A 25,123-nucleotide genomic window follows, 5' to 3' on the forward strand; every position below is an offset into this window, starting at 1 on the left:
GCCGCTATCAGTGCGTGCACACGGTTCTGGCCGGCGTCCCCGTCGTCGCCGTCGCGTCGCTGACGACATTGCCGTCGAGCTTGATCTTGCACGAGATGGGACCCGGCCCCTGGGCGCTGATCACGAACACCTCGCCGCCGTAACCGGTGAACTGCGTCGACCAGGGCAGCTTGGCGTTCACCGCGTGCAGCTGACCGTTGTCGGTTTGATACGAGATGTATTCGGCGACGGCCGGGCCGCTCACCTCGTAGGTGACCCTGGGGTTTTCGGGCCCGGCGTTCGCGACGCCGCACCCGGTTGCGAGCCCGACGCCGATCGCCAACAGGATCGACGGCCCGCGCAGATGACTGGTCATGGTTTCACATCGTGTACCACAAACATCGCCTGGTCTAGATGCCGATCGCGGCCATGCTTAGGGTGAACCGGGGGCTGATGGTCAGGAAGGTGTGTATGTCGGGACACGACCCAAAGCGCGTGGTGGTCTGGGGCACCGGATTCGTCGGTAGCATGGTGATCGCCGAGATCGTCAAGCATCCACTGTTCGAGTTGGTGGGCGTCGGCGTCAGCAACCCCAACAAGATCGGCCGCGACGTCGGCGACATCTGCGGGCTGCCGGAACCGATCGGCATCGTCGCGACCGACGACGTCGACGCGCTGATCGCGCTGCGCCCCGACGCGCTGGTGCACTACGGCCCGACGGCCATGCACGCCGACGCCAACATCTCACTGATCACGCGGTTCCTGCGGGCCGGCATCGACGTCTGCTCGACCGCGATGACGCCGTGGGTCTGGCCGACCATGCACCTCAACCCGCCCAACTGGATCGAGCCCATTACCGAGGCCTGTGAGCTGGGCGAATCATCGTGCTTCACCACCGGCATCGACCCCGGATTCGCCAACGACCTATTCCCCATGACCCTGATGGGCGTCTGCTCGGAAGTGCGCCGCGTGCGCGCCTCCGAGCTGCTGGACTACACGAACTACGAGGGCGACTACGAGGTCGAGATGGGCATCGGCCGCGAACCCGAATTCAGCCCGATGCTGGAAAACCCGAGCGTGCTCATCTTCGCGTGGGGCGCGACCGTGCCGATGATCGCGCACGCGGCGGGCATCATGCTCGACGAGATCACCACCACCTGGGACAAGTGGGTGACGCCCACCGAGCGCACGACGGCCAAGGGCGTCATCAAGCCCGGGCACGTCGCCGCCGTCCGGTTCACCATCAACGGCATCTACCAGGGCGAGACGCGCATCCAGCTCGAACACGTCAACCGGATCGGGAACGACGCCGCCCCCGACTGGCCGTCGGGCCACGACAACGACGTCTACCGGGTGGACATCGAGGGCACCCCGAGCATCTTCCAGGAGACCGCGTTCCGGTTCACCGACGGTTCGGGCCGCGACCCGGCCACGGCCGGCTGCCTGGCCACCGGGATGCGGGCGCTCAACGCCGTGCCGGCGGTCAACGACCTGCGGCCGGGCTGGGTCACCCCGCTCGACCTTCCGCTGATCGCCGGGGCGGGCTCCATTCGCTGACGCGCTTATACAGCTGGCGCATAGCATGCGCAGAGACTGGCTATAGGTTCCCCCGGCACGATTAGCCGTGCCGCTGAAGTGGGGATTGATACATGGTCAATAGGGTGAGGCCCGCGCTGGGCCTGTCAATTGGTTCCACCAACCTCGCGGCCGCGACCGCCAATCTCGTAATCACGCGCAAGCCGGTCCTCACGCTCTATCGCGAACGCCCGCCCGAGGTGGGTGTCCCCGCGGAAAACCCTCGACTCGACGAGCCGGGCGTCGTCATCACCGGTTTCGTGGACCGGCTCGCGGATCCGGTGGGAATCCGGGCCGCCGACGGTTCGGTGCACCGCGGCGGCGCGTTGATCGCCGACGCGATGCGCGCCCTGGCGTACGCGGTGACCGGCGGGCGCCCGCTGCCCGAAAACATCGCGGTGACCTATCCCGCCCATTGGTCCGACGACTCCGTGCACGCCCTAGGCGCCGCGCTGAGCGGCGTGTCCGAATGGAAGGATCCCGCGCGGCCGCTGGTGCTGATCCCCGATGCCGCCGCGACCTTGTTCGCGGTGCGGGCCAACCCGGGCATCCCCGCGCGCGGCACCGTGGCCGTGTGCGATTTCGGCGGCAGCGGCACCAGCATCACGCTGATGGACGCCGCCGGCAACTATCAGGCCCTCGCCCCGACCGTGCGCTATCCCGACTTCTCGGGCGACATGATCGACCAGGCGCTGCTGACCGCCGTCATCGCCGACGCGCCGGGCATCGGCTCGCTGAGCCCGCTGCGCAGCGGATGCCGCGGCGCCAAGGAGCAGCTCTCGTCGACCACGGTGACTTCCCTGGCCGTCAGCGACATCCGGCTCACCAGAAACGAACTCGAGGACGCCATCCGCCAGCCGCTGACCAACTTCGTGGCGGTGCTCGATGAGGCGTTGCAGCGCAACGGGATTCGCGATCTGGCCGCGGTGGTTTCGGTGGGCGGCGGGGCGAACATCCCGGCCGTCACCACGACCCTGTCGGGACATTTCCGGGTGCCGGTCATCACGACGCCGCAGCCCCAGCTGACCGCGGCGATCGGGGCCGCCTTGCGGGTCGCGCCGGGGCCGGTGGATGACACCGCGACCGCGCTGATTCCGGCCGCGCCGGCAACGGCAACGGCTCCTACGATGGCGACGGCGACCGCGCGAGCCTGGCCGGGTCGTCGTGGCGCTGGGACCGCGACGGCCGAGGCACCCTCACCGGGGACGGCGCCCGCGATGGCTTGGTCGGAGGTCACCGGCGCCGGCCCCACCTCCGCGAGCGCGGCGCCGAAGCCGGAGGAAGCCGCGGTCGCGCCCGCGGACTTCAAGAAGTCGGTCTGGCGGCGGTTGGCCCCGTTGATGGTCATCGGCGCCTTGCTGGCGCTGCTGCTGGTGGGCGCAGCGCTGGCGATCGGCCTGGGGTCCAGCAACAAGCCCGCGCCGGCGCCGGCCGGCAACACCACGCCGGCGTCCCCGGCGCCCTCATCGGTGCCGCCCGCCCCGGTGACACAGCAGCCGCCCCCACCCCCGAGTGCCGAGCCCAGCCCGCCGCCCGCGAGCGATGGGCCGAGCCCCGCGCCGCCGCCCGCGACCGACGCGCCGAGTCCCGCGCCGCCGGCGGCCCAAGAGCCCGTCGCACCGCCCGAGCCGCCAGCGCCACCGCCGGCAGTCGCGGAGCCGCCCCTCCCGCGGATCCCGCGAATCCCCGCGATCCCGGCCCTGCCGCCAATCCCGGGGATCAACGAACCGATCCCGGGCTTCCCGGAAATCCCGACCCTACTGAGCCAGCTCGCTCCGCGCGCCCGCTGAATCAGCTTCCGCTGGGGCGCTTTTCGCCCTTGTTCTCCTCGGCCGCGGCCTTCTTCAGCTCCTCGTTGAGGGCCTTATCCTTCTCGACTTGTTCTTTGTAGGCTTCGGGGTCTCTGCCTTCGTCGTCGTCCTGCTGGTCCGAGCCGGCGTTCGAGTCGGCGCCTTCGGGCGTCTCGCATTTCGGGTTGCCCTCGTCGTCCAGCCAATCGTTGACCGCCGTGCCCGTCACCATCGCGCCGGAACCCGGCAGCACCAAAGTGGGGCGGTCTTCGTAGGCCGTCATCATCTCGGCGGCCTTTTCCTTGTGCTCCTCGTTCGGCTCCGGCTTTTCGGTTTGCTGCCGATCGTCTTGTTCGCCCGACTCCTGGTCGGTCGCCCGCTGGTCCTCTTCCTGGCCAGCGGCTTTGTCGTCCTGCACGCTCATGACGTACCCCCTTTGGAGTCGCGGCGACTATCTGCGGGGGTTACCCGCTGTGGCGGCGCGCCGAAACTCTCGTCACTGCGATCGGCCGCGCTTGACCAGAACCACCGTGGCGATCGGAATCCGCATGGGCTCGGGCGCGGTCGACAGGCGTCCAGCAACGGCGGTCTCCAGGTGGTCGACGAACGCGGTCGCTCGCGGGTCGCCGGCGCCGCCGTTCAGCCCGCCCACCAGGGCCGGAAAGAGCGCGGACCGCGCGAACGCCGCCCATTGCGCCCCGAAAGCGTTTGCGTCGTCGTCAATTTGGAGCCGGGCCCAGAATCGGTCCTCGGCGTTGAACGTTTCGAGATGCTCGATCGTCAGGCCCTCGAACCGCCCGCTCGGCGCGAACGGCGCGTGAAAGTCCTTCTCGCTGCGGGCGAATGTGGGGATGGCCATGCGGCGCAGCTCCTCCTCGCCGAGCAGGCCGTCCCGCGCCTGATCGGCCAGCGCCGCGACGATCGCGTCGAGCAGCGGCCGGAAGCCCGCTGTGCCGTCCTCGTCGACCGCCGACGTCATCACCACCAGCCGCCCGTCGGGCACCAACTCGCGCCCGCGGAACGCCACGAAGTCGTTCCAGTCGACGGCGGCCTGGTGCGCGTAGGCCGCGCGGGCGGCGTCGTCGTTGCTGTAGCCGACGTGCACGTGATCTTCCAGCTCGCAGGGGATCCGGCTCACCCACTGTGTCGCCCACGACGTCCAGCCGAGGTTGACCGCGTTCGACGGCAGGATTTGGCCGTAGAAGGACCGCCCGATCGCCGAGGCGAAACTCGTTGTGTCCGTGTGTAAATAGCTGTCCGGGTCGTCGGACAGGGTGCGAAACAGCGCGGTGAAGTCGTTGTCGGGGACATCGGTGTGCGCCACCAGGATCGCGTGGTCGTGGCGGGTGCGACGGCGCAACACCGCGATCCCGGCCGACATGGGCTTCAGCGAGTTGTGCCCGTTGGCGGCGCCGTAGTCGGCGATGACGATCGGCTGCGGAGCCGCGGGGATCGGCACCTGTTCGGCGGCGCGCTCGAACAACGCGATGCCCTGGGCCAGGCCGGCGGCCTGCAGCCGGGACGACTGGGTGTAGGTCGCGCTGTCCGTCGGCTCTGGCCGGACCACGATGCTCGACTCGGGCAGTCGACGTTCCGGCCGCATGCACCAACGATAGTCAGTTCGGCCCCGGATAGCTGACTCCGGTGAGCTGCTCGGAAAGCTCCCAGAGGCGCCGGCAGTCGTCCTCATTCTGGGCGAGCTTGGGCACCCGGGCGACGGCGACCCCGCCGCCGGCCAGCTCCTGGAACCCGCGTGGCCCGTAGAAGACGCCGCCCTCGGCGTGCGGCGCGGCGGCCGCGTACAGCGCCGGCAGGATCCCCTCGTCGATCTCCTGCCACAAGAACGGCGTGAACCGCCAGGACGCCTTGTACAGCCGCTCCATCAGGGCGGGCCGTTCGCGGCCGTGTGAGGGTCCGGCGATCTGCAGGTTGGTCTTGGTCAGGCCGGGGTGCGCGGCGTTGGACACGATGCCCCAGCCACCCGCGCGGCTGCGCCGGTCGAGCTCGAGGGCGAACATCAACACCGCCAGCTTCGACTGGCCGTAGGCCGACATGGCGGCGTAGGACTTCTCGAACTGCGGGTCGTCGAAGTGGATCTTGCCGCTCTGGCGGGCCGCGAGGCTGCTCAGCGAGACGACGCGGGCGCCCTTGGCGGCGCGCAGCAGCGGCAGCACGTGTCCGGTCAGCGCGAAATGCCCGAGATGGTTGCTGCCGAACTGCAATTCGAAGCCGTCGGCGGTGGTGTCGCGTTCCGGTGGCGTCATGACGCCGGCGTTGTTGATCAGGATGTCGATCGGGCGGCCCTCGGCGTTGAGCTGTTCGCCCAGCGCGGCGACCGAGGTCAGCGACGACAGGTCGAGGGCCTTGATGGTCAGCTTGGCGTCGGGAACCGTGGCGCGGATTTCCTCGATCGCCTTTTCGCCCTTGGCGCGGTTGCGGATCGCCATCACGACGTCGGCGCCGGCGGCCGACAGGCGCCGGGCCAGCCCGAATCCCAGACCGCTGTTGGCCCCGGTGACGATTGCCAGCTTGCCCGACAGATCGGGAACCGTGGCGACGAGATCGTTGGCCATGCGTTTCACTCCTCTCGTATGAGCCCGGTCCTAGTCTGCTCTTTGTGTCGCGGTCAGCGAACCCCTGCGGAAATCTGATCGCCGCGTTGGTGCTCGGCGCGCTGCCCGCGCTCGCCTTCCCCGCGCTCGCGTGGTGGTGGCTGGCCTGGGTCGGCCTGGTTCCGCTGCTGTTGCTGGTCCGGGCGGCGCCGTCCGCCTGGGCGGGGGCGGCGCGGGCCTGGTGCGGTGTGGCCGGATTTGTGCTGACCACCCAGTACTGGCTGGTGACAAGCGCCGGCCCGCTGCTGCTGTTGTTGGCCGCCGGGCTGGGTGCGCTGTGGCTGCCCTGGGGGTGGCTGGCGCATCGGTTGTTGTCGGCGCCCGTCGGCTTTCGGCGCACCGTCGCGGCCGTGGTGGTGCTGCCCACCGCGTGGGTGCTGGCCGAGGTGGTGCGGTCATGGCCGCCGCTGGGTGGTTCGTGGGCGTCGCTGGGCGCGTCGCAGGCCGCCCAGCCGGTGACGCTGGCGTCGGCGTCGCTGGGCGGGGTGTGGTTGACGAGTTTCCTTGTGGCCGCGTGCAATACGGCTCTCGTCGGTGCGCTGGTGCACCGCAACGCGCTAGGCCGTTCTTTGGCGCTGGGGTGCGCGGTGGTGTGCGTCGCCGTGGGCCCGTTGTGGTATGCGCTGGGCCCGTCGCCGTCCGGCGGCGCGACGGTGCGCGTGGCGCTGGTGCAGCCCGGCGAGATCGCCGACGCCGGCGAGCGTTTAGCGGCCGGCGAGGCGCTGACGGCGGGGCTCGCCGGGCAGCGGCTCCACCTGGTCGTGTGGGGTGAAAGCAGCGTGGGATCCGACCTCACGGGCCACCCGGAGGTGTTGGCCCGGCTCGCCGACCTGTCCCGGCGGGTGGGCGCGGACCTGCTGGTCAACGTCGACGCGCCCGCGCCGGGCGGCGGCATTTACAAGTCGGCGGTGCTCGTCGGCGAGACAGGGGTGTTGGGCAGTTACCGCAAGACGCGGCTGGTGCCGTTCGGCGAATACGTCCCGCTGCGAACACTTTTCGGCTGGATCACCCGGCACAGCCGGGCTGCCGCGCAGGACCGGCAGCACGGGACCGGCCCGGTGCTGCTGCATGCCGGCGACCTGCCCGTCGGGCCGCTCGTCAGCTACGAGACCCTGTTCTCCGACCTGGCCCGTCGGGAGGCATGGCTCGGCGCCGGGTTGCTGGTTTACCAGAGCTCCACGTCGTCGTTCCAGGGCAGTTGGGCGCAGCCGCAGCTGGCTGCCCAGCCCGCGGTCCGCGCCGTCGAGGCGGGCCGCCCGGCGGTACACGTCGGGTTGTCCGGCGACAGCTCGGCCTTCGATGCCCGAGGCCACCGCCTGGCCTGGTGCCCGTCTGGATTCCGGGGTGTCACGGTGGTCAGCGTCCCGACGGGATCGACCGCCACGCCGTACGTACGGCTGGGGGACTGGGTGCCGGTGCTGGCGGTGGTGATCCTCGTCGGCTTCGCTCTGCTTACCTGGCATCGCCTGGGCCGCGGTGCCACACTGCGTGCATGACCAGCCGTCGGCTCGCGAAGATTTCGCTGTCCACCGCCGTCGTGCTGATGGTCGTGTCGGTGGCCGGGTTCATTACTGCGTTCGTGCTCAACGCGTTCTTTCTGGACAAGTACAACGCCTACGGCGAGGTGCCGATCCCGGGGTCGAACAGCCTGTACCTGCCCGCCGGCGAGGTCACCGTCAGCCTGCACGCCCTCGTCGTCGGCAGCCCCAACGGCGGCCTGCCGGTGCCGCCGCTCGGGGTGACGATCGCGCCGCCCGACGGGGTCCCACAACCCGCGCTCAGCGAAAGCATCGGCAGCACAACGACGGTCAACAACGACGCGCACGTGCGCGTGTGGGTGGCCCAGATTCCCGTCGCCGGCACCTACAACATCACGACCGACGGCCAGGTCAACGGATACATCAACCCGCGACTGGCCTTCGGCCACAAGAGTTCTTATGGCTATCTGGTGTGGTTGTTCGTCGGGCTGTTCGTCGCGGGACTGGTCGGCTCGATCCTGTCGGGCGTGTGGCTGTCGCGCACCCGGCGCAAGGCCGTGGTGGCGGCCAACCCCTATTACCCGCCGCCGGTGCCGGTGTCGCCGACGATCCCGGTGGAACCCAGCGACGAGGGGGTCCGCCTCGAGCGGCTCAAAACGCTCGCGGCGCTGCGGGATTCCGGGGCGTTGACCGCGGAGGAGTTCGAGGCCGAGAAGCGCCGGATCCTCGAGGGGCATTGATTCGGCCCGAACCCTAGGATGTCCGTTCCGACCGCGCTACGATCCGCCGTACAAGGTCGACCGGGGCTGGGAGGTAGCTCATGTCGGAGGTGACCGCCACGCCGCACCTGCTGGCGGCCGCGGCCGGGGATTTGGCCTCAGTCGGGTCGACGATCAACGCGGCCAATTCGGCCGCAGCGGCCGGGACCGCGGGGGTGGCAGCCCCGGGCGGCGATGGCGTGTCGGCGTTCGTATCGGCGCTGTTTTCCGCGCACTCGAAGGCCTATCAGGCCGCCGGCGCCCAAGCCGCTTATTACCACGACCAGTTTGTCCAGGCGCTGCGCGCGAGCGCTGGTGCGTACGCCAGCACCGAGGCCGTCAACGCGTCGCCGCTGCAGAAAGTGCAGGAATTTGTCGGCGCGGCCAGCCAGTCTCCCGCCGGGCACCTGATCGGCAACACCGCCCACGGGGCGATGGATGCCGCGCAACATGCCGGCAGCGGCGGGCCCGCACCGGGCAGCGTCGGCACAGCGCCCGTCAGCGCCAACCACGTGGGCGCCGGGGCCGGCGCATCCACCGGGGACGCCCACGCGGCCGCGGCCGGTGGCCCACCAGGCGGCAATGCCGGCGGCGCCAACGGCGTCACCGGTGACGGCGGCGGCCCCGGCGGTGGCGGTGGTGGGGGCGGCGACGCCCCTCAGCCGGCCGGTGGTCCCGTCAGCGTCGGCGGTGGCACCGCTGCGGCGGCCGTCGCACCTACCTGGGGGGCGGCGCCGGCTGCGCCGGCCGCGCCGCTGGTGCCGGGCATAGCGACGCCGCCGCCAGCGCCCCACGTCATGGCGACCGCCTACCCGGCGGCGGCAATGGTCCCGGGGTTGGACGGCGTCAGCGGCCATTCCGCCGCCGTCACCGGCTTGGGGGAGCCGGTCGCACCGGCGGCCTCCGTCGAAGCGGTACCCCCGCCCGCCGCCCCGGCCATACCAACGGCACCCAAGGCGCAGCCGCTGCACCAGGGCGGCCCGGCGCACCCGGGCGATGCCGCGCAGCCGGATCACTCCGACCGCGACAAAGCGGCAGTGCCCCTGCCCATCCCGCCGCTACGGCTGCGAAGCCTTCGGGGGTTGCGCGACAAGCTGCGATTGCGGCTGCGCGACAAGGACGAATGGCGGGACGAACTTCGTGAGGCCGCCACCAGCAAGCCGTGGGGACGCGACGAACTGCTGGGCGCTCTCGGTCTTCGACCGCCCGCGAACTAAGTCAGGGGCGATTCGATGGCGCGCAGCAGCCCGCGCAGCCGCGGTGCGTCGGCGCTGTGCGTGTATGCCCCGAGCCAGTCGGTGAGCTTGGCGATCAGCTCGGACGATATCGGCGCGCGCTGCCGCGCCATGGTTTGCAGGGCCGTGTCGATCGCGGTGTATGACTCGCCCGACCCGATCGCGGCGTAAAACCGGCTGCGGTCGCGGTCGGTCAATAGCGGGCTGACCGCATCAGCCAGTTCCCACGCCAGGTCGGATTCGGCCTTATCGTCCACGTACTCATTGTCGTTGGCCGGGGCGGTTTCTGCTGAGCGAGCTCGCGACCTAGAGCGTGACGAAGTCCGCCATCATCGCCATGTCTTCGTGCTCGAGGTTGTGGCAATGCACGAGATACGTTCCGCGGTAGTCGGTGAATTGGACGGCGACCTCCACCGCCGCGGACGGCGCGACATCGACGGTGTCTTTCCATCCGCGATCGAAGCGGCCCGGCGGCCTGTCGTTGCGGGATAGCACCTGGAAGTGGTTGAGATGCACATGGATCGGGTGCCGGATATCGGTGATGAACCGCCAGATTTCGATGTCGCCCAGGCGCGGTGCGGCCAGCGGAACCCCCGGCTGGTACGGCTTGTTGTTGATCGTCCACATGCCCGCGCGGCCTTGACCGAACAGGAAGGTGCGGGTGGCCACGGCGCGACCACGCTCTAGCGGGGTATAGCTTTCACCGAGTTTCTCGGGAATCGTCGTTTCGTCCGATCGGTCGGTGCCGACGACGTCGAAGCGCATGATCTCCGAGGTGGACTGGGCGCCAAGCGCGTTGGTGAGGCGCACCCGGGTTCCCGACGGGTAGCGGGAGAAGTCGACGATGAGGTCGAACCGTTCGGCCGGGGCGATGTCGATCGCGTCGTGGTTGATCGGTGCGGCCAGCAGGCCGCCGTCGCTTCCTATTTGGGTGAATGCGGACCCGCCGGGCGGCGGCGGGTCGAGTTGTAGCCGGTACCGGCGCGCGTTGGAGGCATTGAGCACCCGGAATCGGTACCGCGCGGGGTCGGTTTCCAGCACCGGCCACGCCGCCCCGTTGACCAAGACGACGTCACCGAGCACACCGTTCATGTAGGGATGGGCGACGTCGCCGCCCTCCGTGGTCGGATACTGGAACGAGCCGTCGGCGCCAAACGACCGATCGGCGATCATCAGCGGTATGTCGCGGCGGCCGCGCGGCAGCGGGAGCGCGTCCTCTTCGTCGTCGTGCACGATGTGGAACCCGGCGAGCCCCCGCCAGACGGCCTGACCGGTGTACCCCATGCGGTGATCGTGATACCAGAGGGTGGCCGCGCGCTGCTGCATCGGGTAGACGTAGTCACGTTGCCCGACAACCGAATTGCGTGACATGCCGGGCATGCCGGTGTGGCCGGCCGCGGCATCTGGCGCATGCGGCTCGATGAGATCGAGCGGGTACCCATCGCTGTCCGGCGGGGTGTGACCGCCATGGAGGTGCACCGCCACCGGTACGGGCAGGGCATTGTGATGGCGGATCGCGGTTCGCCGACCCGACCGCGACTCGATCGTTGGCCCGGGAAACGTTCCCCCGTAGGTCCACGCTCGCGTGGTCAGGCCGGGAAGTATCGCCAAATCGGTGACCTGCTGGGTGATGGTGTAATAGTCCGTCGTGCCGTCGGTTTCGCTGGGGGCCAGCCGAACCGGTATGGGCAGCGGCGTCTGATAACGCGGCGGCAGCGGCGTGCGGCTTGGCAGCAGCGTGCCCGGCTCGGCCGGCCCCAGCGCCGTCTGCGCCGCCGGCAACGCGGCTGCGACGACGCCGGCGCCCGCGGTGAGCAGCCCCGCGCGCAGCAGGGCGCGGCGGTTCATCGTGTCGCCTCGAGGTCCGCGTCGGCGCGTCGCAGCGGCAGGGGGATACGCCAGATCATCGTCACCAGTTGGACAATCCCGGCGACCAGCAGCACACCGAGCGGGATGTGTAGGGCGGTGAGGCGCAGTTCGCCGGTCGCGAACTCGGCGACGAGCAGCAGGGTCTGCGCGACGCCCGCGAAGAACGGTCCCCGGCGGCCGGTGCCGCGCCAGACCCACGCGAGAATGACGATTTGCACCGCGGAGGTGACGGTGATCGCTCTGGCGCCAAGCGCGTGCAGCTGCAGCGCGTCGTACTGGCCGCCGAGGAAATTGCCGGCCAAGATCGCCTGCGTCAGGGCCCAGGCGACCATCAAGGCGGTGCTGAAGCGCGCCAACAACAATGGCGCACGCGCGGCCGGTTTCATGGTCACAAGATCCCTGGGTGGGCCGCGATCGCGGCGGTCAAGGTGGCGCAATTGAGCGCGAGCAGAAACCCGCCGAACATCATCTGACCGGTGATGTCGTGGGCGAGCACATGGGTGTAGACGGCGCACACGAAGAACATCACCAACCCCGCCGCGGCCGCGATGCCGATAGCCGGAACCCACAGGCCCACAACGAGTCCGACGGTCCCTAGCGTCTTCAACGTGCCGATCGGAAACCTCAACCAAGAGACCGGCACGCCCGCGCTCGCCATCCCCGGAAGGATCGGTGCGAAGTGAACCAGTGCCGCGACGCCAGAAAATCCATCGAAGGCGATCGCGATGAGCGTTATGACGACATATGCGGTGTGCACGACGCGCTCCTATCGAGCCAGAGGCAGATTAGTCACGAATAATGATCATCACTATATGTGACAATCATGCGGAGTGCCAGACCCCATCGGTCTCAGCGAAGCTCGTCGGAGCGGTTGCAGAACGCGGGTCAGCGCGTCAGGCCCGGGTGGACCCCCGGGATGAGGCCCGCTCCGGCCGCCACTCGCTGCAAAAGTCGCCGCAGCGTGGCGCGTTCCGTCGCGGACAGCGGTGCGGCGATCTCGTCTTCGAGCTCACGGCCCTGCTCGTGCAGGGCCGGTAGCAGGCGGCGAGCCTTGGCGGTAAGGGTCACGGCCACCGCCCGTCTGTCGTCGGGATGGGTCAACCGTTTGGCCAGCCCGCGTTGCTCGAGGTTGTCGATGACCATGACCATGGCGTTGCGGTGAATGCCGAGGCGTTCGGACAGCTGGCGCTGGGACTGGCCGTCGGCGGCGGCCAAGGCCAGCAGCACCGCGTACGTGCGCGGGTCGGTTCCGATCGGCGCCAGCCGCCGCTGGAAATCGCTGCTGACATGGGCGCCCAACTGTGAAAGCAGAAACGGGATCCGTTCGTCGAGTTCGGTGATGCCGGAGCCCTGTTCAGTCATCGGCCAAGGCTAACACCGGCCGGGATTGTCACGGGTCAGGATAATCAGTACGACACGCCGACTGGCTGCCGGATCGTCTGTGCCGACGCCAGGGCGTCGAGCATGGCGTGCGCAACGTCGGCCCTCGAGATGGCCGAGCCGCGGGCCACGTTGGCGCCCACCACCGTGCGGTAATCACCGGTGAGCGGCCGGTCGACGAGCCGGGGCGGACGCACGACGGTCCAATCGACGTCGCTGTGCTGCAAGAGGGATTCCATCTCGGCGAGGTCGGCATAGACATTTCCCAGAACGGTTTTCAGGACGGGAAGCAACACCCAGCGCGTCATCAACCGCTCGCCTTCGGCCGTCGGACCTACCGGCAGCGCGCTGACGGCGACGAATCGCTTCGTCGCGCAGGCGTTCATCGCCGCCAGGATCGCGCGGGTGCTGCTGCTCACGACGGGCCCGTCTTTGCGTCCACGCGGGCCGAGGGCCGACAGCACGGCGTCGCTTCCGCGGATCGCCGGGATGAGGGTGCCGGGATCGTCGAGCGCGGTGACCGTGACGACGTCCAGCGCTGGATGTGTCACGCCGAGCCGGCCGGCATCGCGGACGACCGCGACCACGGCGTAACCGCGTCCCAGCGCTTGCTTTACCAGTTCGCGTCCGACGCCGCCGGTCGCTCCGAATACCGTGATTTTCATGGTTCTGCCTCCTGCGAGGATTATCACTAAACGTGACAATACAGGAAAATGACGGAATCGACCAAGGAGATTGAGCCGAATCGGGCGGGTGGCCTAGTGGCCGCGGGCGACCCACTCTTCGTAGTGCACGATCTCGTCGCCGATGGTGGTGCTGTCGCCGTGGCCGGTGTGCACGATCGTCTCGCCGGGCAGCGTGCCGAGGCGCTCCGAGATGGATTGGAGGATCGTCGGGAAATCGGAGTACGAGCGGCCGGTGGCTCCGGGGCCGCCGGAGAACAGGGTGTCCCCGCTGAACACGACGCCCAGGTCGTGCGAATACCAACACACCGATCCGGGGGAGTGGCCCGGGGTGTGCAGCGCCCGCAGCTCCGTGCCCCCCACGCTGAGCGTCTGGCCGTCGGAGATGGAGCGGAATTCCTTGTCCGGGTGCGTCATTCGCCACAGGACCTCGTCGGCCGGATGCAGCAACACGGGCGCGTCGAGCGTCTCGCCGAGTTCGGGCGCGACCGTCACGTGGTCGTTGTGGCCGTGCGTGCACACCACCGCGACCACATGGCGGCCGGCCACGGCCTCGACGATCGGCGCCGCATCGTGGGCGGCGTCGAACACCACGACGTTGGAATTGTCGCCGATCAGCCAGATGTTGTTGTCGACTTCCCAACTGCCGCCGTCCAATTCGAACGTGCCGTGGGTCACCACTCGATCGATGTCCACCATCAGAGCAGCACCACCGAACGCAACACGTTGCCGCCATGCATCTTGTGGAACGCCTCCTCGACGTCATCGAGGCCGATGCGCTCGGAGACGAACTTGTCCAACGGCAGCCGGCCCTGCAGGTACAGGTCGATCAGAGTGGGGAAGTCGCGCTCGGGCAGGCAGTCGCCGTACCACGACGACTTCAGCGAGCCGCCGTGGCTGAAGAAGTCCACCAGCGGCATCTCCAGGCGCATGTCGGGGGTCGGAACACCAACCAGCACAACGGTTCCCGCGAGGTCGCGGGCGTAGAAGGCCTGCTGCCAGGTTTCGGGCCGGCCCACGGCGTCGATCGCCACGTTGACGCCGAAGCCGTCGGTGAGGTCCTGGATCGTCTTCACCACGTCGAACTCGCGGGCGTTGATCGTGTGGGTGGCGCCGAACTTGCGGGCCAGGTCCAGCTTCTTGTTATCGGTGTCGACCGCGATGATCTGCCGGGCCCCGACCAGCGCCGCCCCGGCGATCGCAGCGTCGCCCACGCCCCCGCAGCCGATCACGGCGACGGTGTCGTCGCGGGTCACCGCCCCGGTGTTGATCGCGGCGCCGATGCCGGCCATCACGCCGCAGCCCAGCAGGCCGGCGACGGCGGGGTCGGCCTGCGGGTCGACCTTGGTGCACTGGCCGGAGTGCACCAGCGTCTTGTCGGCGAACGCCCCGATGCCCAGCGCCGGGGTGAGTTCCGTGCCGTCGGTCAGCGTCATCTTCTGCGCGGCGTTGAACGTGTCGAAGCACAGGTGCGGGCGCCCACGCTTGCAGGCCCGGCACTGCCCGCACACGGCGCGCCAGTTCAGGATCACGAAGTCGCCCGGCTCGACCGCCGTCACGCCCGGCCCCACCGCCTCGACGCGTCCGGCGGCCTCGTGGCCGAGCAGGAACGGATACTCGTCGTTGATGCCACCCTCGCGGTAGGTCAGGTCGGTGTGGCAGACCCCGCAGGCGATGACGTCGACCACCGCCTCGCCGGGTCCGGGGTCGGGGACGACGATGTCGACCAGCTCGACGGGTTCGCCCTTCTTGCGTGAAATGACTCCGCGCACTGTCTGACTCATGGGCACCAACCTACTGGCGAGCTCTCCAAGTCGTTGCGTCGAGTCTCGCAGACTGGGCCCCTAACCAGGCCGGTGTAGCGTCTGCAGAACGTGACGGCACCTGAGACAACCTCCGAGACCACAGAGGAATTCGCCGGGCGAATGGTCGCGGCCATTGACGGCGCGAGCCTCACGATCCTGCTGAGCATCGGTCACCAGACCGGCCTGCTGGACACGATGGCCGGGCTCCCGCCGGCGACCAGCGCGCAGATCGCCGAGGCCGCCGGCCTCAACGAACGCTATGTGCGCGAATGGCTGGCCGGCATGACCACCGCGCACGTCGTCGACTACGACCCGGCCGCCGCGACCTACACGCTGCCCGCCCACCGGGCGGCCGTTCTCACCCGCGCGGCCGGGCCCGACAACCTGGCGTTGGTGGCCCTGTTCCTCCCGCAGCTCGGCGAGGTGGAGCAGAAGGTCGTCGGCTGCTTCCGCAACGGAGGCGGGCTGCCCTACAGCGAGTTCCCCCGCTTCCACGCGCTGATGGCCGAGCAGAGCGCCGCGGTGTTCGACATCGCGCTCGTCGACGTCGTGCTGCCGTTGGTCGACGGCCTGCCCGACCGCCTGCGCGCCGGCGCGGACGTGGCCGACTTCGGCTGCGGCAGCGGACACGCGATCAACGTGATGGCACAGGCGTTCCCGGCGAGCCAATTCACCGGCATCGACTTCTCGAAAGAGGCCATCGCGACGGGAGTCGAGGAGGCGGCCCGGCTCGGCCTGACTAACGCCTCCTTCGAGGCGAAGAACCTGACCGACCTGGACAAGACGGACGCCTACGACGTCATCACCACATTCGACGCCATCCACGATCAGGCGCAGCCCGCCCGGGTGCTGGAGAACATCTACCGCGCGCTGCGACCCGGCGGCGTTTTCCTGATGGCCGACATCAAGGCGTCGAGCCGGCTGGAGGACAACGTCGACGTCCCGATGAGCACCTACCTCTACACGGTCTCGCTGATGCACTGCATGACGGTGTCGCTGGCGCTGGACGGCGCCGGGCTGGGCACCGCCTGGGGGACGCAGCTGGCCACGTCGATGCTCGCCGACGCCGGGTTCGCCGACGTCCGGGTGACCGAGATCGAGGGCGACCCGATCAACAGCTACTACATCGCCAGGAAGTGACCGCCCTCGACGCGCTCGCCGATTGGCCGGTGGCCAATGCGGCCGCCGCGGTCGTCGGGCCGGCCGGCGTCCTGGCCAGCCACGGCGACACCGCGCGGGTCTTCGAGCTGGCCTCGGTCACCAAGCCGCTGGTGGCCCGGGCCGCGCAGATCGCCATCGAGGAGGGCGTCGTCGCGCTCGACGCCCCCGCCGGCCCGCCCGGCGCCACGGTCCGGCACCTGCTGGCGCACGCGTCGGGCCTGGCGATGCACAACGATCGGGTGCTGGCCAAGCCCGGCACCCGGCGGATGTATTCAAACCAGGGCTTCACCGTGCTGGCCCAGGCTTTGGAGGCCGAGTCGGGAATCGAGTTCGGCCGCTATCTGTACGAGGCGGTGTGCGAGCCGCTCGGCATGGCGACGACCCGGCTGAACGGCGGCGCCGCGGCCGCCGGGTTCGGCGCCACCTCGACCATCGCCGACCTGGCGGCCTTCGCCCGTGAGCTGCTGCGGCCGGCCGTCGTGTCGCCGCAGCTGCACGCCGAGGCCACGACCGTGCAATTTCCCGGCCTGGACGGGGTGCTGCCCGGCTACGGCGTGCAGCGGCCCAACGACTGGGGCCTGGGTTTCGAGATCCGCGACGGCAAATCGCCGCACTGGACGGGGTCGCGCAACTCGGCGCGGACGTACGGCCATTTCGGCCAGTCGGGCGGGTTTATCTGGGTCGATCCCGAGGCCGACCTGGCGCTGGTGGTGCTGACCGACCGCGATTTCGGCGAGTGGGCGCACGAGCCGTGGCCGGCGATTTCGGATGCGGTCATAATTGACCACTCCGCACACTAGCGCAACAGGGGCATCAGAGGGCACAATAGACACGCAGGACACAAAACTTTACATGCATCCCGCTTGTACGGATCCACCAGGTCGTTGGGGAAGACGTCCCTCGTGGAACCGAAGGAGCAGGAGATGCGTGCGTCGAACCAATTTGCCGACGTGACGACGGGTGTGGTGTACGTCCACGCCTCGCCCGCGGCGGTGTGCCCGCACGTCGAGTGGGCGTTGTCGTCAACCCTGCAGTCGAAGGCCAACCTGGTCTGGACGCCGCAGCCGGCGATGCCTGGGCAGCTGCGCGCGGTCACCAACTGGGTCGGGCCGGTGGGCACCGGCGCCCGGTTGGCCAACGCCCTGCGCTCGTGGTCGGTGCTGCGGTTCGAGGTCACCGAGGACCCGAGCCCGGGGGTTGACGGCCAGCGGTTCAGCCACACCCCGCAGCTCGGCCTGTGGAGCGGGTCGATGAGCGCCAACGGCGACGTCATGGTCGGGGAGATGCGGCTTCGGTCGATGATGGCGCAGGGCGCCGACTATCTGGCCGCCGAGCTGGACTCGGTGCTGGGCACGGCGTGGGACGAGGCGCTCGAGGTGTATCGCGACGGCGGCGACGCCGGGGAAGTGACCTGGCTCAGCCGCGGCGTCGGGTAAGCGGGTCCGTCACAAGACCGCGTCCGCAAGGCGGTCGACCTGCTCGATATCGGCCACGAAGGGGTGGAACACCAGCCCGTCGAAGCCCAGGTCGCGGTAGGCGCGCACGGTCTGTGCCGCATCTTCCGGTGAGGCGACCATGTCGTCGACGTTCAGGGCGGCGTAGTCGGGTTTGAACCCGTAATAGCGGTACAGGTTTGCGCGACCGGCGGCGACGGTGTCGGCGTCGCCCAAGGCGAAGTTGACGCTGGCGTGCAGCCGGGGACGGCCCGCCCGGCCCGCCTCCACCCACGCCGCCCGCACCCGGTCGGCGAGCGCGGACTGGTTGGCGTACTCGCGCAGCGCTCCTGCGGCCCAGCCGTCGCCGATCGTTGCGGCGCGCCGGATCGTCGCGTCGGCGCGTCCACCGAACAAGATCGGGATCCGCGCCGGTGCCGGGCTGAGCGCCTTGTCGCCGGCAACGACCTTGGCGTCGCACGCGTCGCGCAGCAAGGCGACGGTCTGGTCGAGGATGCGACCGCGCCGCCGGAAGTCGACGCCGACGGCGGTGTAGTCGTCGGGTCGACTCCCGACGCCCAACCCGAGCGTGAGCCGGTCACCGGATGCGGCGGCGACGGTGGTGATTTGCTTGGCCAGCAGCACCGCCGGATACAGCGGGGCCAGCAGCACATTGGTCATCAAACCGATGTCGGTGGTTGCGCCCGCGGCCACCGACAGCGCGACGATCGCGTCCAGGCTTTCGTACACCAGCCGGTCGATCGCGGCCACGCTAGCGAACCCGCGCTGCTCGGCTCGGCGGGCCCACTCGGCGGTCAAGGGCCCCGCCACGTGAGCGATATGGCCGGGCAGTCCGATTCCGATCCGCATGGTGTGCATGCCAGTGGGGTTCATGGGTTCCAGGCTGGCAGCGGTCGCCGGAAATCAACGATTGATGCGCCGACATTGGAGAGAAGTCCTCATCTAGATCCTGATTGTCGGATACTTTCCACCGTGATCGATCGGCTAGACGCGCAAATTCTCCATGCGCTGCAGTTGGCGCCCCGAGTGTCGTTCCGGCGGATCGGCGCCGTGATCGGGGCCGGCGAGCAGACGGTCGCGCGGCGCTATCACCGGTTGCGCCGCGACGGCGTGATGCGGGTGGTCGGGCTCGAGAACCGGTGGAGCGATGGCGAGGCGAGCTGGGTGTGCCGGATGCGTGCCGCCCCCGACCGCATCCCGCTGCTGGCCGACGCGCTGGTGCGCCGGCCGGAGGTGTCCCACGCCAACGTGCTGGCCGGATGGACCGACTTGGTCTGCGTCATTCGGGCACCGCTGGGCGATCATCGCGAGGATCTGCTGCTGCAACTACTTCCGCGAGCCACCTCGGTCACCGACATGACCGTCGACCTGATGCTGCACTCGTTCGGCCAGCGGGCGACCATGCCCTGGACCGGTTATGGCCACCGGCTCTCCGAGCGGCAGGCCGCTGAGATCCTGGCCGAGGGGCCGCGCCCCGTGCGCTCCGATCGGCCGCCGGCGATCACGGCCGAGGACCGCCCCCTCCTGGACGCCCTCGCCGAGGACGGCCGCACGCCGCAGGCGCAGCTGTCCGCCCGCACGGGCTGGTCGGTGGCGCGCGTGGGTCGACGGCTCGCGGCGCTGGAGGCCTGCGGTGCGCTGCTCTATGACGTAGACGTGTTGCCCGAGCGGATCGGATACCAGCTCAGCGCCATGTTGTGGATGACGGTGGCGCCCAAGGATATTCACAGCGTCGGCGAGCGGATCGCGGCGCACGACAACATCGCGTTCGCGGGCGCCACCAGCGGGTCCAAGAACGTGATGGCGATCGCCATCTGCCGGGACAGCGACGATCTGTACCGGTACCTCAACGAGGAACTCGGGCAGATCGCGGAGATCCTCAGCTACGAGGTCAACGTACGTACTGAGCGCCTCAAGCAACACGGCTCTCTCGTGAGCCACGGACGGCTGGTCAATCCCCGCCCGACCCGCACCGGGCGTTGATCAGGAGAACGCGCCCCGCAGGACGTGCAGCGCGGCGGGGACCACCGAGATCTCGGCGGGCAGCGCGCAGGCGAAGTCGCCGTCGGCGTAGACGTTGATGCCGGGGCACTCGACGTGGATGGTCCTGGCGCGCGCCGTGGTCACCTCGTCGAGGTCGACGTGCGTGCCCTTCATGACGGTGGGGAACAGGCGCACCAACTTGGTGCGGGACGCCGAATGGGCCATGGTGATGTCGAGCAGGCCGTCGGTGGGATCGGCGTTGGGACAGATCAGCAGGCCGCCGCCGTAGCTGCGGGTGTTGCCGAACGCCGCCAGCGTGATGTCGGCGTCGATCTCGCGCGTGCCGTCGAGCACCATGCGAAAGGGCAAGAGCCGCAACTGCGACAGCTCGGCGAGCATCGCGATGTAGTAGCGCAGCCGCCCGTGCGGCCAGGTCATCCGGTTGGCGCGATCGGTCACCAGGGAGTCGAACCCGGTGGCCGCGACGGTGCCGAACCACTTCTCGGAATCGCGCCATTGGATGCGGCCCAGGTCGATGGTCTTCGTCCGGCCGCCGACGATGACGTCCGCGGCGGCCTCGGGATCCTTTGTGGGAATGCCGAATTCGCGGGCGTGGTCGTTGCCGGTGCCGGCCGGGATGATGCCCAGCGGAACGTCGGTGCCCGCCAACACCTGCAGCGCGTTGGAGACGACGCCGTCGCCGCCGGTGACCATCACCGCGTCGGTGCCCCGCTCGAGTTCGGCGGCGACCAGGTGGCGCGCGTCCTCGGCGTCGTCGCCGATGATCTCGGTGACCTGCACGCCCCGCTCGTGCAGCCGGGCGATCGCGACCTGCGCGGCGCGGAGCGCCGCGCCGTGACCCGAGACGGGATTGGTCAGCGCGGTCACCTTGCCGATCTCGCGCTGAGCGGTCACGGAATCAGCTTGCCGGGGTTGAGGATTCCGGCCGGGTCGAGCGTCGCCTTGACCGCGCGCAGGACCTGCACGCCGAGCTCGCCGACCTCGTCGCGCATCCAGGGCCGGTGGTCGGCGCCGACCGAATGATGGTGGGTGATGGTGCCGCCCGCGGCGATGATCGCGTCCGAGGCGGCCTTCTTGGCGGCCCACCACTGCTCGATCGGGTTGCCGCGCTGCCCGGCGACGATCGTGAAGTAGAGCGACGCGCCGGTTGGGTAGACGTGCGAGATGTGGCACATCACCAGCGCGGGTGTGCCGGATTCGGCCAACGCGCTCGTAAGCGCCTCGGTGACAGCGGTTTTCAGCCTCGGTACGTTCGACCAGTCGGTGGCGGTCTCGAGGGTCTCGCAGAGCGCTCCCGCGGACAGCAGCGAGTCGCGCAGGTACGGCGCGGCGAACCGGCCCCGCTCCCAGGCCTGCGCCGGCCCTTCGTCCAGTGACGTGCCGCCGCGGGCCGCCAGCAGCGCGCTGGTCTCGGCGTGCCGGCTCTCGACGTGCTCCTTGGTGCCCTCGAACACGGTGATGCCCAGGCAGCCGCCGGTGATCTGGCTTTCGCCGATCGCCTCGGTGGTGGCGAGGTTGACCCCGGTCTCGACCTCGTCGGAGAGCCGAATGACGGTGGGGCCGGTCGCATTCTGGGTGACGGCGCGCAGCGCGGCGGTCCCGGTCTCGAAATCGGGGAACGACCATGCCTCGTAGCGCACGGCCTCGGGGACGCGGTGCACGCGCAGGCGGACCTGGGTGATCACGCCGAACGTTCCCTCTGAGCCGAGCAGCAGCTGGCGCAGGTCAGGGCCCGCGGCCGATTCCGGCGCGCGACCCAGCTCCATCGTGCCCACGGGGGTGACCATCCGCAGGCCGCGAACCATGTCGTTGAACCGGCCATAGCCGGCCGAGTCCTGACCGGAAGACCGGGTCGCGGCGAAGCCGCCGATCGTGGCGTACTCGAAGCTCTGCGGGAAGTGCCCGAGCGAAAACCCGCGTTCGCCGAGCAGGCGTTCGGCGTCCGGGCCGGTGACCCCGGCCCCAAACACGGCCTGGCCGGACACCTCGTCGAGCTCGACGAGCCGGTCGAAGCGGCGCAGGTCGAGCGACACCACGGCGCCGAACTCGCCGCGGGTGGGGTCGAGACCGCCGACCACGCTGGTGCCGCCGCCGAACGGGATCACGGCGATGCGGTGCTCGGAGCAGTACCGCAGGACGGCGCCGACGGCGTCGTCATCCCCGGGCAGCAACACGGCGTCGGGCGCGTCCTGGACCCCGGTGTCCTTGCGGCGCAGCAGGTCGAGCGTGGACTTGCCGCCGGCGCGCAGCAGCCGGTCGCGATCGGCGGTGCGGCAGTGCTCGGCGCCGACGATGCCGGCCAGGGCGTCCTTGTCGGCTTGCGACAACGCCGACGGACGCAGCTTCACCTGGTCGGCGTCGAGGTCGGGTTGGACCGAATCCTGCAGTCCCACCGCCTGTTTCAGCAATGAGCGGATCCCGTCGGAGAGGGGCTTCGCGGCGGCGGGATCCCCCCACGCGTTCCATTTCATCGGGGGGAGGAGTTGCTCGGCGTCCGTCATGCGTTACAGTATTACACATGCTGTCAACCAGTAACGCTGCGCCGTTGGACACCCGCGACCGGATCCTGTCGGCGGCGGCCAGCTGCGTCGTGGACTTCGGGGTGGACCGGGTGACCCTGGCCGAGATCGCCCGGCGGGCCGGCGTCAGCCGGCCGACGGTGTACCGGCGCTGGCCGGACACCAAGTCGATCGTCGCGACGCTGCTGACCCAGCGCATCGTCGGCGTGATGCGCGACGCGCCGCTGCAGGGCGACGACCGGGAATCGCTTGTGCGACAGATTGTTACGGTCGCCGACCTGCTGCGCCACGACGATCTGGTGATGTCCGTGATGCACTCGGAGCTGGCGCCGATCTACATCACCGAGCGCCTCGGGGCCAGCCAGCAGATGCTGATCGACGCCCTGGCCGAGCGGCTGCGCGCGGCCCAGCGGCACGGCAGCGTCCGCGCCGGGGACCCGCTGCAGATGGCCACGATGGTGTTGCTCATCGCCCAGTCGACCATCCAGTCCGAACGGATCGTCCGCCCGATCCTCGACGCCGACGCGCTGGCCGCCGAACTCGCCTACTCGCTGAACGGGTACCTGTCGTGACCGCCTTGAACGCGGCGCGCCGCACGGCCGACCTGACGGCGCTGGCCGACGGCGAGCCGCTGGACGTCGTGGTGATCGGCGGCGGCATCACCGGGGTGGGGATCGCGTTGGACGCCGCGTCGCGGGGCCTGCGGGTGGCGTTGGTGGAAAAGCATGACCTGGCGTTCGGCACCAGCCGCTGGAGCTCCAAGCTGGTGCACGGCGGCCTGCGCTACCTGGCGACCGGAAACGTCGGCATCGCTCGGCGCAGCGCCATCGAGCGCGGAATCCTGATGACGCGCAACGCCCCCCATCTCGTCCATGCGATGCCGCAGCTGGTGCCCCTGTTGCCGTCGCTGAGTCACACCAAGCGGGCGTTGGTGCGGGCCGGGTTCCTGGCCGGCGACGCGCTGCGGGCGCTGGCGGGGACGCCGTCGTCGGTACTGCCGCGGTCGCGGCGCGTCTCGGCGCGGCGCGCGGTGGAGATGGCGCCCACGGTTCGGCGCGACGGCCTGGACGGCGGCTTTCTGGCCTACGACGGGCAATTGATCGACGACGCCCGGCTGGTCACCGCGGTCGCGCGGACCGCGGCGCAGCACGGCGCGCGGATCCTGACCTACGTCGCGGCCTCCGAGGCGTCGGGCACCTCGGTGCGGCTGACCGATCAGCGCACGGGGCAGTCGTTCGACGTCTCGGCCCGCGCGGTCATCAACGCGGCCGGGGTGTGGGCGGGCGAGATCGACGGCTCGTTGCGGCTGCGGCCCAGCCGGGGAACACACCTCGTCTTCGATGCCGCTGCCTTCGGGAATCCGACTGCGGCGCTTACCATTCCGATTCCCGGCGAGCTCAATCGCTTCGTATTCGCCATGCCCGAGCAACTGGGCCGGGTGTATCTGGGCCTGACCGATGAAGCCGCGCCCGGCCCGATTCCTGACGTGCCGGAGCCGTCCGAGCAGGAGATCGCCTTCCTGCTGGACACGGTGAACACCGCGCTGGGCAGCGAGCTCGGCACCGCCGACGTGATCGGCGCCTACGCGGGCCTGCGGCCGCTGATCGACACCGGCGAGGGCCGCACCGCCGACGTGTCGCGCGAGCACGCCGTCGTCGAGGCACCGTCGGGGGTCATCAGCGTGATCGGCGGCAAGCTGACCGAATACCGCTACATGGCGGAGGACGTCCTCGACTTCGCCATCGGCCGGCGGGGGTTGCGCGCGGGCGACTGCCGGACGCGCAATCTGCCGCTGATCGGGGCGCCGGGCAATCCCGGGCCGTCCGCCGGTTCGGGCGCCCTCCCGGCGTCGCTGGTGGCGCGCTACGGCGCCGAGGCGCCCCATGTCGTCGCTCAGGCGACCTGCGACCGGCCGACCGAGCCCGTCGCCGAGGGCATCGACGTGACCCGCGCTGAGTTCGAGTACGCCGTCACCCACGAGTGCGCGCTGGACGTCGACGACATTCTCGACCGGCGGACCCGGATCGGCCTGGTTGCGCGCGATCGCGAGCGCGTCGTGTCGGTGGCCAAGGAATTCGTGGCGAACTTCGGCTGAGGGATATCATCAAACGGAACTAGTCCGTATCGTTAGGAGCATATGAAGCGCGAAAGCGGCCAGGCGAGCGCGTCGAGCCGGACCCGCAGTCCGGGACGCCTCGATCGCTCGCTGGACGCGGCCATCCTCGACGCGACCCTGGCGGGCGTCGCCGAAGTCGGCTATGACCGGTTGAGCATGGACGACATCGCGTCGCGGGCCGGCGTCGGGAAGGCGGCGATCTACCGTCGCTGGCCGTCGAAGGAGGTGGTCGTCGCCGACGCGATCGCGCACTGGAGGCGGCGGCTGGGCCCCATCGAACCGCCCAATACCGGCAGCCTTCGCGGTGACATAGACGCGCTGGTTGCGGCCACTCCCGACTTGAATGACGCTGACACGCACATGATTCGGGTGGTTGTCGGCGTGGCGACGGCGGCCATGCACAACCCCGTCCTGGCGGCCGCCCTGGACGACCTGGTGCTGTCCACCCCGCGGCAGGTCGTCCGCGCCGTGCTCGACCATGCGGTGGCCCGCGGGGAAATCCCGGCCGGCCGCGACCTCAGCCTGATCCCCGACGTCGCGCTGGGCCTCAACGTGGTGCGGGTGATCACCGGACGTCCGATCGACCGGGTCTACGTCCGGCGCATGCTCGAGGACGTGATCTTGCCGATGGCCGGGGGACCGGCGCCGTAGATGTTGCGCATCCCGCCGCGCCGTGCCACATTGGAGCCTATGCGGAACTAAACA

27 protein-coding genes are annotated in these 25,123 nt (G+C 69.8%); 12 read left to right on the forward strand and 15 right to left on the reverse strand.

Going from position 1 to position 25,123, the window contains the following annotated elements; all coding sequences use genetic code 11:
* Positions 1-7: 7 nt before the first annotated feature.
* Positions 8-355 (reverse strand): MmpS family transport accessory protein, encoded by a 348-nt coding sequence (locus tag AC5Y4S_RS19210; RefSeq protein WP_068110808.1) that lies wholly within the window; start codon positions 353-355, stop codon positions 8-10.
* A gap of 95 nt (positions 356-450) precedes the next feature.
* Here AC5Y4S_RS19210 and AC5Y4S_RS19215 point away from each other — a divergent pair, with 95 nt between their 5' ends.
* Positions 451-1,536 carry an NAD(P)H-dependent amine dehydrogenase family protein gene (locus AC5Y4S_RS19215; RefSeq protein WP_500034264.1) on the forward strand — a complete coding sequence of 362 codons (1,086 nt, stop codon included), beginning with the start codon at positions 451-453 and terminating at the stop codon, positions 1,534-1,536.
* A 92-nt stretch (positions 1,537-1,628) separates the two neighbouring features.
* Positions 1,629-3,344 carry an Hsp70 family protein gene (locus tag AC5Y4S_RS19220; protein ID WP_500034265.1) on the forward strand — a complete coding sequence of 572 codons (1,716 nt, stop codon included), beginning with the start codon at positions 1,629-1,631 and terminating at the stop codon, positions 3,342-3,344.
* Between the two features lies 1 nt (position 3,345).
* Here the strand turns inward: AC5Y4S_RS19220 and AC5Y4S_RS19225 are convergent, their stop codons facing one another.
* The 3 genes from AC5Y4S_RS19225 to AC5Y4S_RS19235 all read right to left on the reverse strand — a co-directional run bounded on the left by AC5Y4S_RS19225 (position 3,346) and on the right by AC5Y4S_RS19235 (position 5,917).
* Positions 3,346-3,768, reverse strand: a complete 423-nt coding sequence (locus tag AC5Y4S_RS19225) for a hypothetical protein (protein ID WP_500034266.1) — start codon at positions 3,766-3,768, stop codon at positions 3,346-3,348.
* 72 nt (positions 3,769-3,840) lie between these two features.
* Positions 3,841-4,947, reverse strand: a complete 1,107-nt coding sequence (locus tag AC5Y4S_RS19230; protein WP_500034267.1) for a class I SAM-dependent methyltransferase — start codon at positions 4,945-4,947, stop codon at positions 3,841-3,843.
* 13 nt (positions 4,948-4,960) lie between these two features.
* Entirely contained in the window at positions 4,961-5,917 is a 957-nt protein-coding gene (locus tag AC5Y4S_RS19235; protein WP_500034268.1) for an SDR family oxidoreductase, read from the reverse strand.
* 44 nt (positions 5,918-5,961) lie between these two features.
* On the opposite strand from AC5Y4S_RS19235, the gene lnt reads away from it, so the two are divergent.
* The 3 genes from lnt to AC5Y4S_RS19250 all read left to right on the forward strand — a co-directional run bounded on the left by lnt (position 5,962) and on the right by AC5Y4S_RS19250 (position 9,409).
* Positions 5,962-7,452 carry an apolipoprotein N-acyltransferase gene (gene lnt / locus AC5Y4S_RS19240; protein WP_500034269.1) on the forward strand — a complete coding sequence of 497 codons (1,491 nt, stop codon included), beginning with the start codon at positions 5,962-5,964 and terminating at the stop codon, positions 7,450-7,452.
* Positions 7,449-8,174, forward strand: coding sequence for an SHOCT domain-containing protein (locus AC5Y4S_RS19245; RefSeq protein WP_500034270.1), 726 nt, complete (start codon positions 7,449-7,451; stop codon positions 8,172-8,174). The genes lnt and AC5Y4S_RS19245 overlap by 4 nt, the downstream gene beginning before the upstream one ends.
* 80 nt (positions 8,175-8,254) lie before the next feature.
* Complete coding sequence (locus tag AC5Y4S_RS19250) at positions 8,255-9,409, forward strand: PE family protein (RefSeq protein WP_500034271.1); 1,155 nt, start codon at positions 8,255-8,257, stop codon at positions 9,407-9,409.
* Here AC5Y4S_RS19250 and AC5Y4S_RS19255 read toward each other — a convergent pair.
* The 8 genes from AC5Y4S_RS19255 to AC5Y4S_RS19290 form a co-directional block, all read right to left on the reverse strand.
* Positions 9,406-9,684, reverse strand: a complete 279-nt coding sequence (locus AC5Y4S_RS19255) for a hypothetical protein (protein WP_500034272.1) — start codon at positions 9,682-9,684, stop codon at positions 9,406-9,408. The genes AC5Y4S_RS19250 and AC5Y4S_RS19255 overlap by 4 nt on opposite strands.
* Positions 9,685-9,733: 49 nt before the next feature.
* Positions 9,734-11,275, reverse strand: a complete 1,542-nt coding sequence (locus AC5Y4S_RS19260; protein WP_500034273.1) for a multicopper oxidase family protein — start codon at positions 11,273-11,275, stop codon at positions 9,734-9,736.
* Complete coding sequence (locus tag AC5Y4S_RS19265) at positions 11,272-11,682, reverse strand: hypothetical protein (protein WP_500034274.1); 411 nt, start codon at positions 11,680-11,682, stop codon at positions 11,272-11,274. The genes AC5Y4S_RS19260 and AC5Y4S_RS19265 overlap by 4 nt, the downstream gene beginning before the upstream one ends.
* Positions 11,683-11,684: 2 nt before the next feature.
* Positions 11,685-12,053, reverse strand: coding sequence for a DoxX family protein (locus AC5Y4S_RS19270; RefSeq protein WP_500034275.1), 369 nt, complete (start codon positions 12,051-12,053; stop codon positions 11,685-11,687).
* A 128-nt stretch (positions 12,054-12,181) separates the two neighbouring features.
* Complete coding sequence (locus AC5Y4S_RS19275; RefSeq protein WP_500034276.1) at positions 12,182-12,658, reverse strand: MarR family winged helix-turn-helix transcriptional regulator; 477 nt, start codon at positions 12,656-12,658, stop codon at positions 12,182-12,184.
* Between the two features lie 44 nt (positions 12,659-12,702).
* Entirely contained in the window at positions 12,703-13,341 is a 639-nt protein-coding gene (locus AC5Y4S_RS19280; RefSeq protein ID WP_500034277.1) for an NAD(P)-dependent oxidoreductase, read from the reverse strand.
* A gap of 93 nt (positions 13,342-13,434) precedes the next feature.
* A complete protein-coding gene (locus AC5Y4S_RS19285) occupies positions 13,435-14,058 on the reverse strand; it encodes an MBL fold metallo-hydrolase (protein WP_500034278.1) in 624 nt (207 codons plus the stop codon).
* Positions 14,058-15,143 carry an S-(hydroxymethyl)mycothiol dehydrogenase gene (locus tag AC5Y4S_RS19290; protein ID WP_500034279.1) on the reverse strand — a complete coding sequence of 362 codons (1,086 nt, stop codon included), beginning with the start codon at positions 15,141-15,143 and terminating at the stop codon, positions 14,058-14,060. The genes AC5Y4S_RS19285 and AC5Y4S_RS19290 overlap by 1 nt, the downstream gene beginning before the upstream one ends.
* A 141-nt stretch (positions 15,144-15,284) precedes the next feature.
* Between AC5Y4S_RS19290 and AC5Y4S_RS19295 the strand changes: the two genes are divergently transcribed.
* The 3 genes from AC5Y4S_RS19295 to AC5Y4S_RS19305 all read left to right on the forward strand — a co-directional run bounded on the left by AC5Y4S_RS19295 (position 15,285) and on the right by AC5Y4S_RS19305 (position 17,761).
* Positions 15,285-16,304, forward strand: a complete 1,020-nt coding sequence (locus AC5Y4S_RS19295; RefSeq protein ID WP_500034617.1) for a methyltransferase domain-containing protein — start codon at positions 15,285-15,287, stop codon at positions 16,302-16,304.
* A complete protein-coding gene (locus tag AC5Y4S_RS19300) occupies positions 16,301-17,125 on the forward strand; it encodes a serine hydrolase domain-containing protein (protein ID WP_500034280.1) in 825 nt (274 codons plus the stop codon). The genes AC5Y4S_RS19295 and AC5Y4S_RS19300 overlap by 4 nt, the downstream gene beginning before the upstream one ends.
* Positions 17,126-17,248: 123 nt before the next feature.
* Positions 17,249-17,761 carry a DUF3145 domain-containing protein gene (locus AC5Y4S_RS19305; protein ID WP_067160110.1) on the forward strand — a complete coding sequence of 171 codons (513 nt, stop codon included), beginning with the start codon at positions 17,249-17,251 and terminating at the stop codon, positions 17,759-17,761.
* A gap of 9 nt (positions 17,762-17,770) precedes the next feature.
* On the opposite strand, the gene AC5Y4S_RS19310 is transcribed toward AC5Y4S_RS19305, so the two are convergent.
* Entirely contained in the window at positions 17,771-18,628 is an 858-nt protein-coding gene (locus AC5Y4S_RS19310; RefSeq protein WP_500034618.1) for an LLM class flavin-dependent oxidoreductase, read from the reverse strand.
* A 123-nt stretch (positions 18,629-18,751) separates the two neighbouring features.
* Here AC5Y4S_RS19310 and AC5Y4S_RS19315 point away from each other — a divergent pair, with 123 nt between their 5' ends.
* A complete protein-coding gene (locus tag AC5Y4S_RS19315) occupies positions 18,752-19,762 on the forward strand; it encodes an Lrp/AsnC family transcriptional regulator (protein ID WP_500034281.1) in 1,011 nt (336 codons plus the stop codon).
* On the opposite strand, the gene AC5Y4S_RS19320 is transcribed toward AC5Y4S_RS19315, so the two are convergent.
* Positions 19,763-20,677 carry a diacylglycerol kinase gene (locus AC5Y4S_RS19320; RefSeq protein WP_500034282.1) on the reverse strand — a complete coding sequence of 305 codons (915 nt, stop codon included), beginning with the start codon at positions 20,675-20,677 and terminating at the stop codon, positions 19,763-19,765.
* Entirely contained in the window at positions 20,674-22,254 is a 1,581-nt protein-coding gene (locus AC5Y4S_RS19325; protein ID WP_500034619.1) for an FAD-binding oxidoreductase, read from the reverse strand. The genes AC5Y4S_RS19320 and AC5Y4S_RS19325 overlap by 4 nt, the downstream gene beginning before the upstream one ends.
* 47 nt (positions 22,255-22,301) lie before the next feature.
* On the opposite strand from AC5Y4S_RS19325, the gene AC5Y4S_RS19330 reads away from it, so the two are divergent.
* Genes AC5Y4S_RS19330 through AC5Y4S_RS19340 form a run of 3 tightly spaced genes read left to right on the forward strand, consistent with a single transcriptional unit; the run spans position 22,302 to position 25,069 of the window.
* Positions 22,302-22,874: a TetR/AcrR family transcriptional regulator gene (locus AC5Y4S_RS19330; protein WP_500034283.1), complete on the forward strand. Its 573-nt coding sequence runs from the start codon at positions 22,302-22,304 to the stop codon at positions 22,872-22,874.
* Positions 22,871-24,397, forward strand: a complete 1,527-nt coding sequence (locus AC5Y4S_RS19335) for a glycerol-3-phosphate dehydrogenase/oxidase (RefSeq protein WP_500034284.1) — start codon at positions 22,871-22,873, stop codon at positions 24,395-24,397. The genes AC5Y4S_RS19330 and AC5Y4S_RS19335 overlap by 4 nt, the downstream gene beginning before the upstream one ends.
* Positions 24,398-24,439: 42 nt before the next feature.
* Positions 24,440-25,069: a TetR/AcrR family transcriptional regulator gene (locus tag AC5Y4S_RS19340; protein ID WP_500034285.1), complete on the forward strand. Its 630-nt coding sequence runs from the start codon at positions 24,440-24,442 to the stop codon at positions 25,067-25,069.
* The last annotated feature ends 54 nt before the right edge of the window (positions 25,070-25,123 follow it).

The sequence above is a fragment of the Mycobacterium sp. NGS64 genome, from assembly GCF_059812245.1.

Excerpts from the sequence above, each read along its gene's own strand:
- AC5Y4S_RS19325 (WP_500034619.1), bottom strand. The coding sequence starts at position 22,254 with ATGAAATGGAACGCGTGGGGGGATCCCGCCGCCGCGAAGCCCCTCTCC.
- AC5Y4S_RS19305 (WP_067160110.1), top strand. The coding sequence starts at position 17,249 with ATGCGTGCGTCGAACCAATTTGCCGACGTGACGACGGGTGTGGTGTAC.
- AC5Y4S_RS19265 (WP_500034274.1), bottom strand. The coding sequence starts at position 11,682 with ATGAAACCGGCCGCGCGTGCGCCATTGTTGTTGGCGCGCTTCAGCACC.
- AC5Y4S_RS19285 (WP_500034278.1), bottom strand. The coding sequence starts at position 14,058 with ATGGTGGACATCGATCGAGTGGTGACCCACGGCACGTTCGAATTGGAC.
- AC5Y4S_RS19250 (WP_500034271.1), top strand. The coding sequence starts at position 8,255 with ATGTCGGAGGTGACCGCCACGCCGCACCTGCTGGCGGCCGCGGCCGGG.
- AC5Y4S_RS19275 (WP_500034276.1), bottom strand. The coding sequence starts at position 12,658 with ATGACTGAACAGGGCTCCGGCATCACCGAACTCGACGAACGGATCCCG.
- AC5Y4S_RS19210 (WP_068110808.1), bottom strand. The coding sequence starts at position 355 with ATGACCAGTCATCTGCGCGGGCCGTCGATCCTGTTGGCGATCGGCGTC.
- AC5Y4S_RS19220 (WP_500034265.1), top strand. The coding sequence starts at position 1,629 with ATGGTCAATAGGGTGAGGCCCGCGCTGGGCCTGTCAATTGGTTCCACC.
- AC5Y4S_RS19225 (WP_500034266.1), bottom strand. The coding sequence starts at position 3,768 with ATGAGCGTGCAGGACGACAAAGCCGCTGGCCAGGAAGAGGACCAGCGG.
- AC5Y4S_RS19280 (WP_500034277.1), bottom strand. The coding sequence starts at position 13,341 with ATGAAAATCACGGTATTCGGAGCGACCGGCGGCGTCGGACGCGAACTG.
- AC5Y4S_RS19330 (WP_500034283.1), top strand. The coding sequence starts at position 22,302 with ATGCTGTCAACCAGTAACGCTGCGCCGTTGGACACCCGCGACCGGATC.
- AC5Y4S_RS19245 (WP_500034270.1), top strand. The coding sequence starts at position 7,449 with ATGACCAGCCGTCGGCTCGCGAAGATTTCGCTGTCCACCGCCGTCGTG.
- AC5Y4S_RS19235 (WP_500034268.1), bottom strand. The coding sequence starts at position 5,917 with ATGGCCAACGATCTCGTCGCCACGGTTCCCGATCTGTCGGGCAAGCTG.
- AC5Y4S_RS19310 (WP_500034618.1), bottom strand. The coding sequence starts at position 18,628 with ATGCGGATCGGAATCGGACTGCCCGGCCATATCGCTCACGTGGCGGGG.
- AC5Y4S_RS19290 (WP_500034279.1), bottom strand. The coding sequence starts at position 15,143 with ATGAGTCAGACAGTGCGCGGAGTCATTTCACGCAAGAAGGGCGAACCC.
- AC5Y4S_RS19295 (WP_500034617.1), top strand. The coding sequence starts at position 15,285 with ATGGTCGCGGCCATTGACGGCGCGAGCCTCACGATCCTGCTGAGCATC.
- AC5Y4S_RS19230 (WP_500034267.1), bottom strand. The coding sequence starts at position 4,947 with ATGCGGCCGGAACGTCGACTGCCCGAGTCGAGCATCGTGGTCCGGCCA.
- AC5Y4S_RS19215 (WP_500034264.1), top strand. The coding sequence starts at position 451 with ATGTCGGGACACGACCCAAAGCGCGTGGTGGTCTGGGGCACCGGATTC.
- AC5Y4S_RS19340 (WP_500034285.1), top strand. The coding sequence starts at position 24,440 with ATGAAGCGCGAAAGCGGCCAGGCGAGCGCGTCGAGCCGGACCCGCAGT.
- AC5Y4S_RS19260 (WP_500034273.1), bottom strand. The coding sequence starts at position 11,275 with ATGAACCGCCGCGCCCTGCTGCGCGCGGGGCTGCTCACCGCGGGCGCC.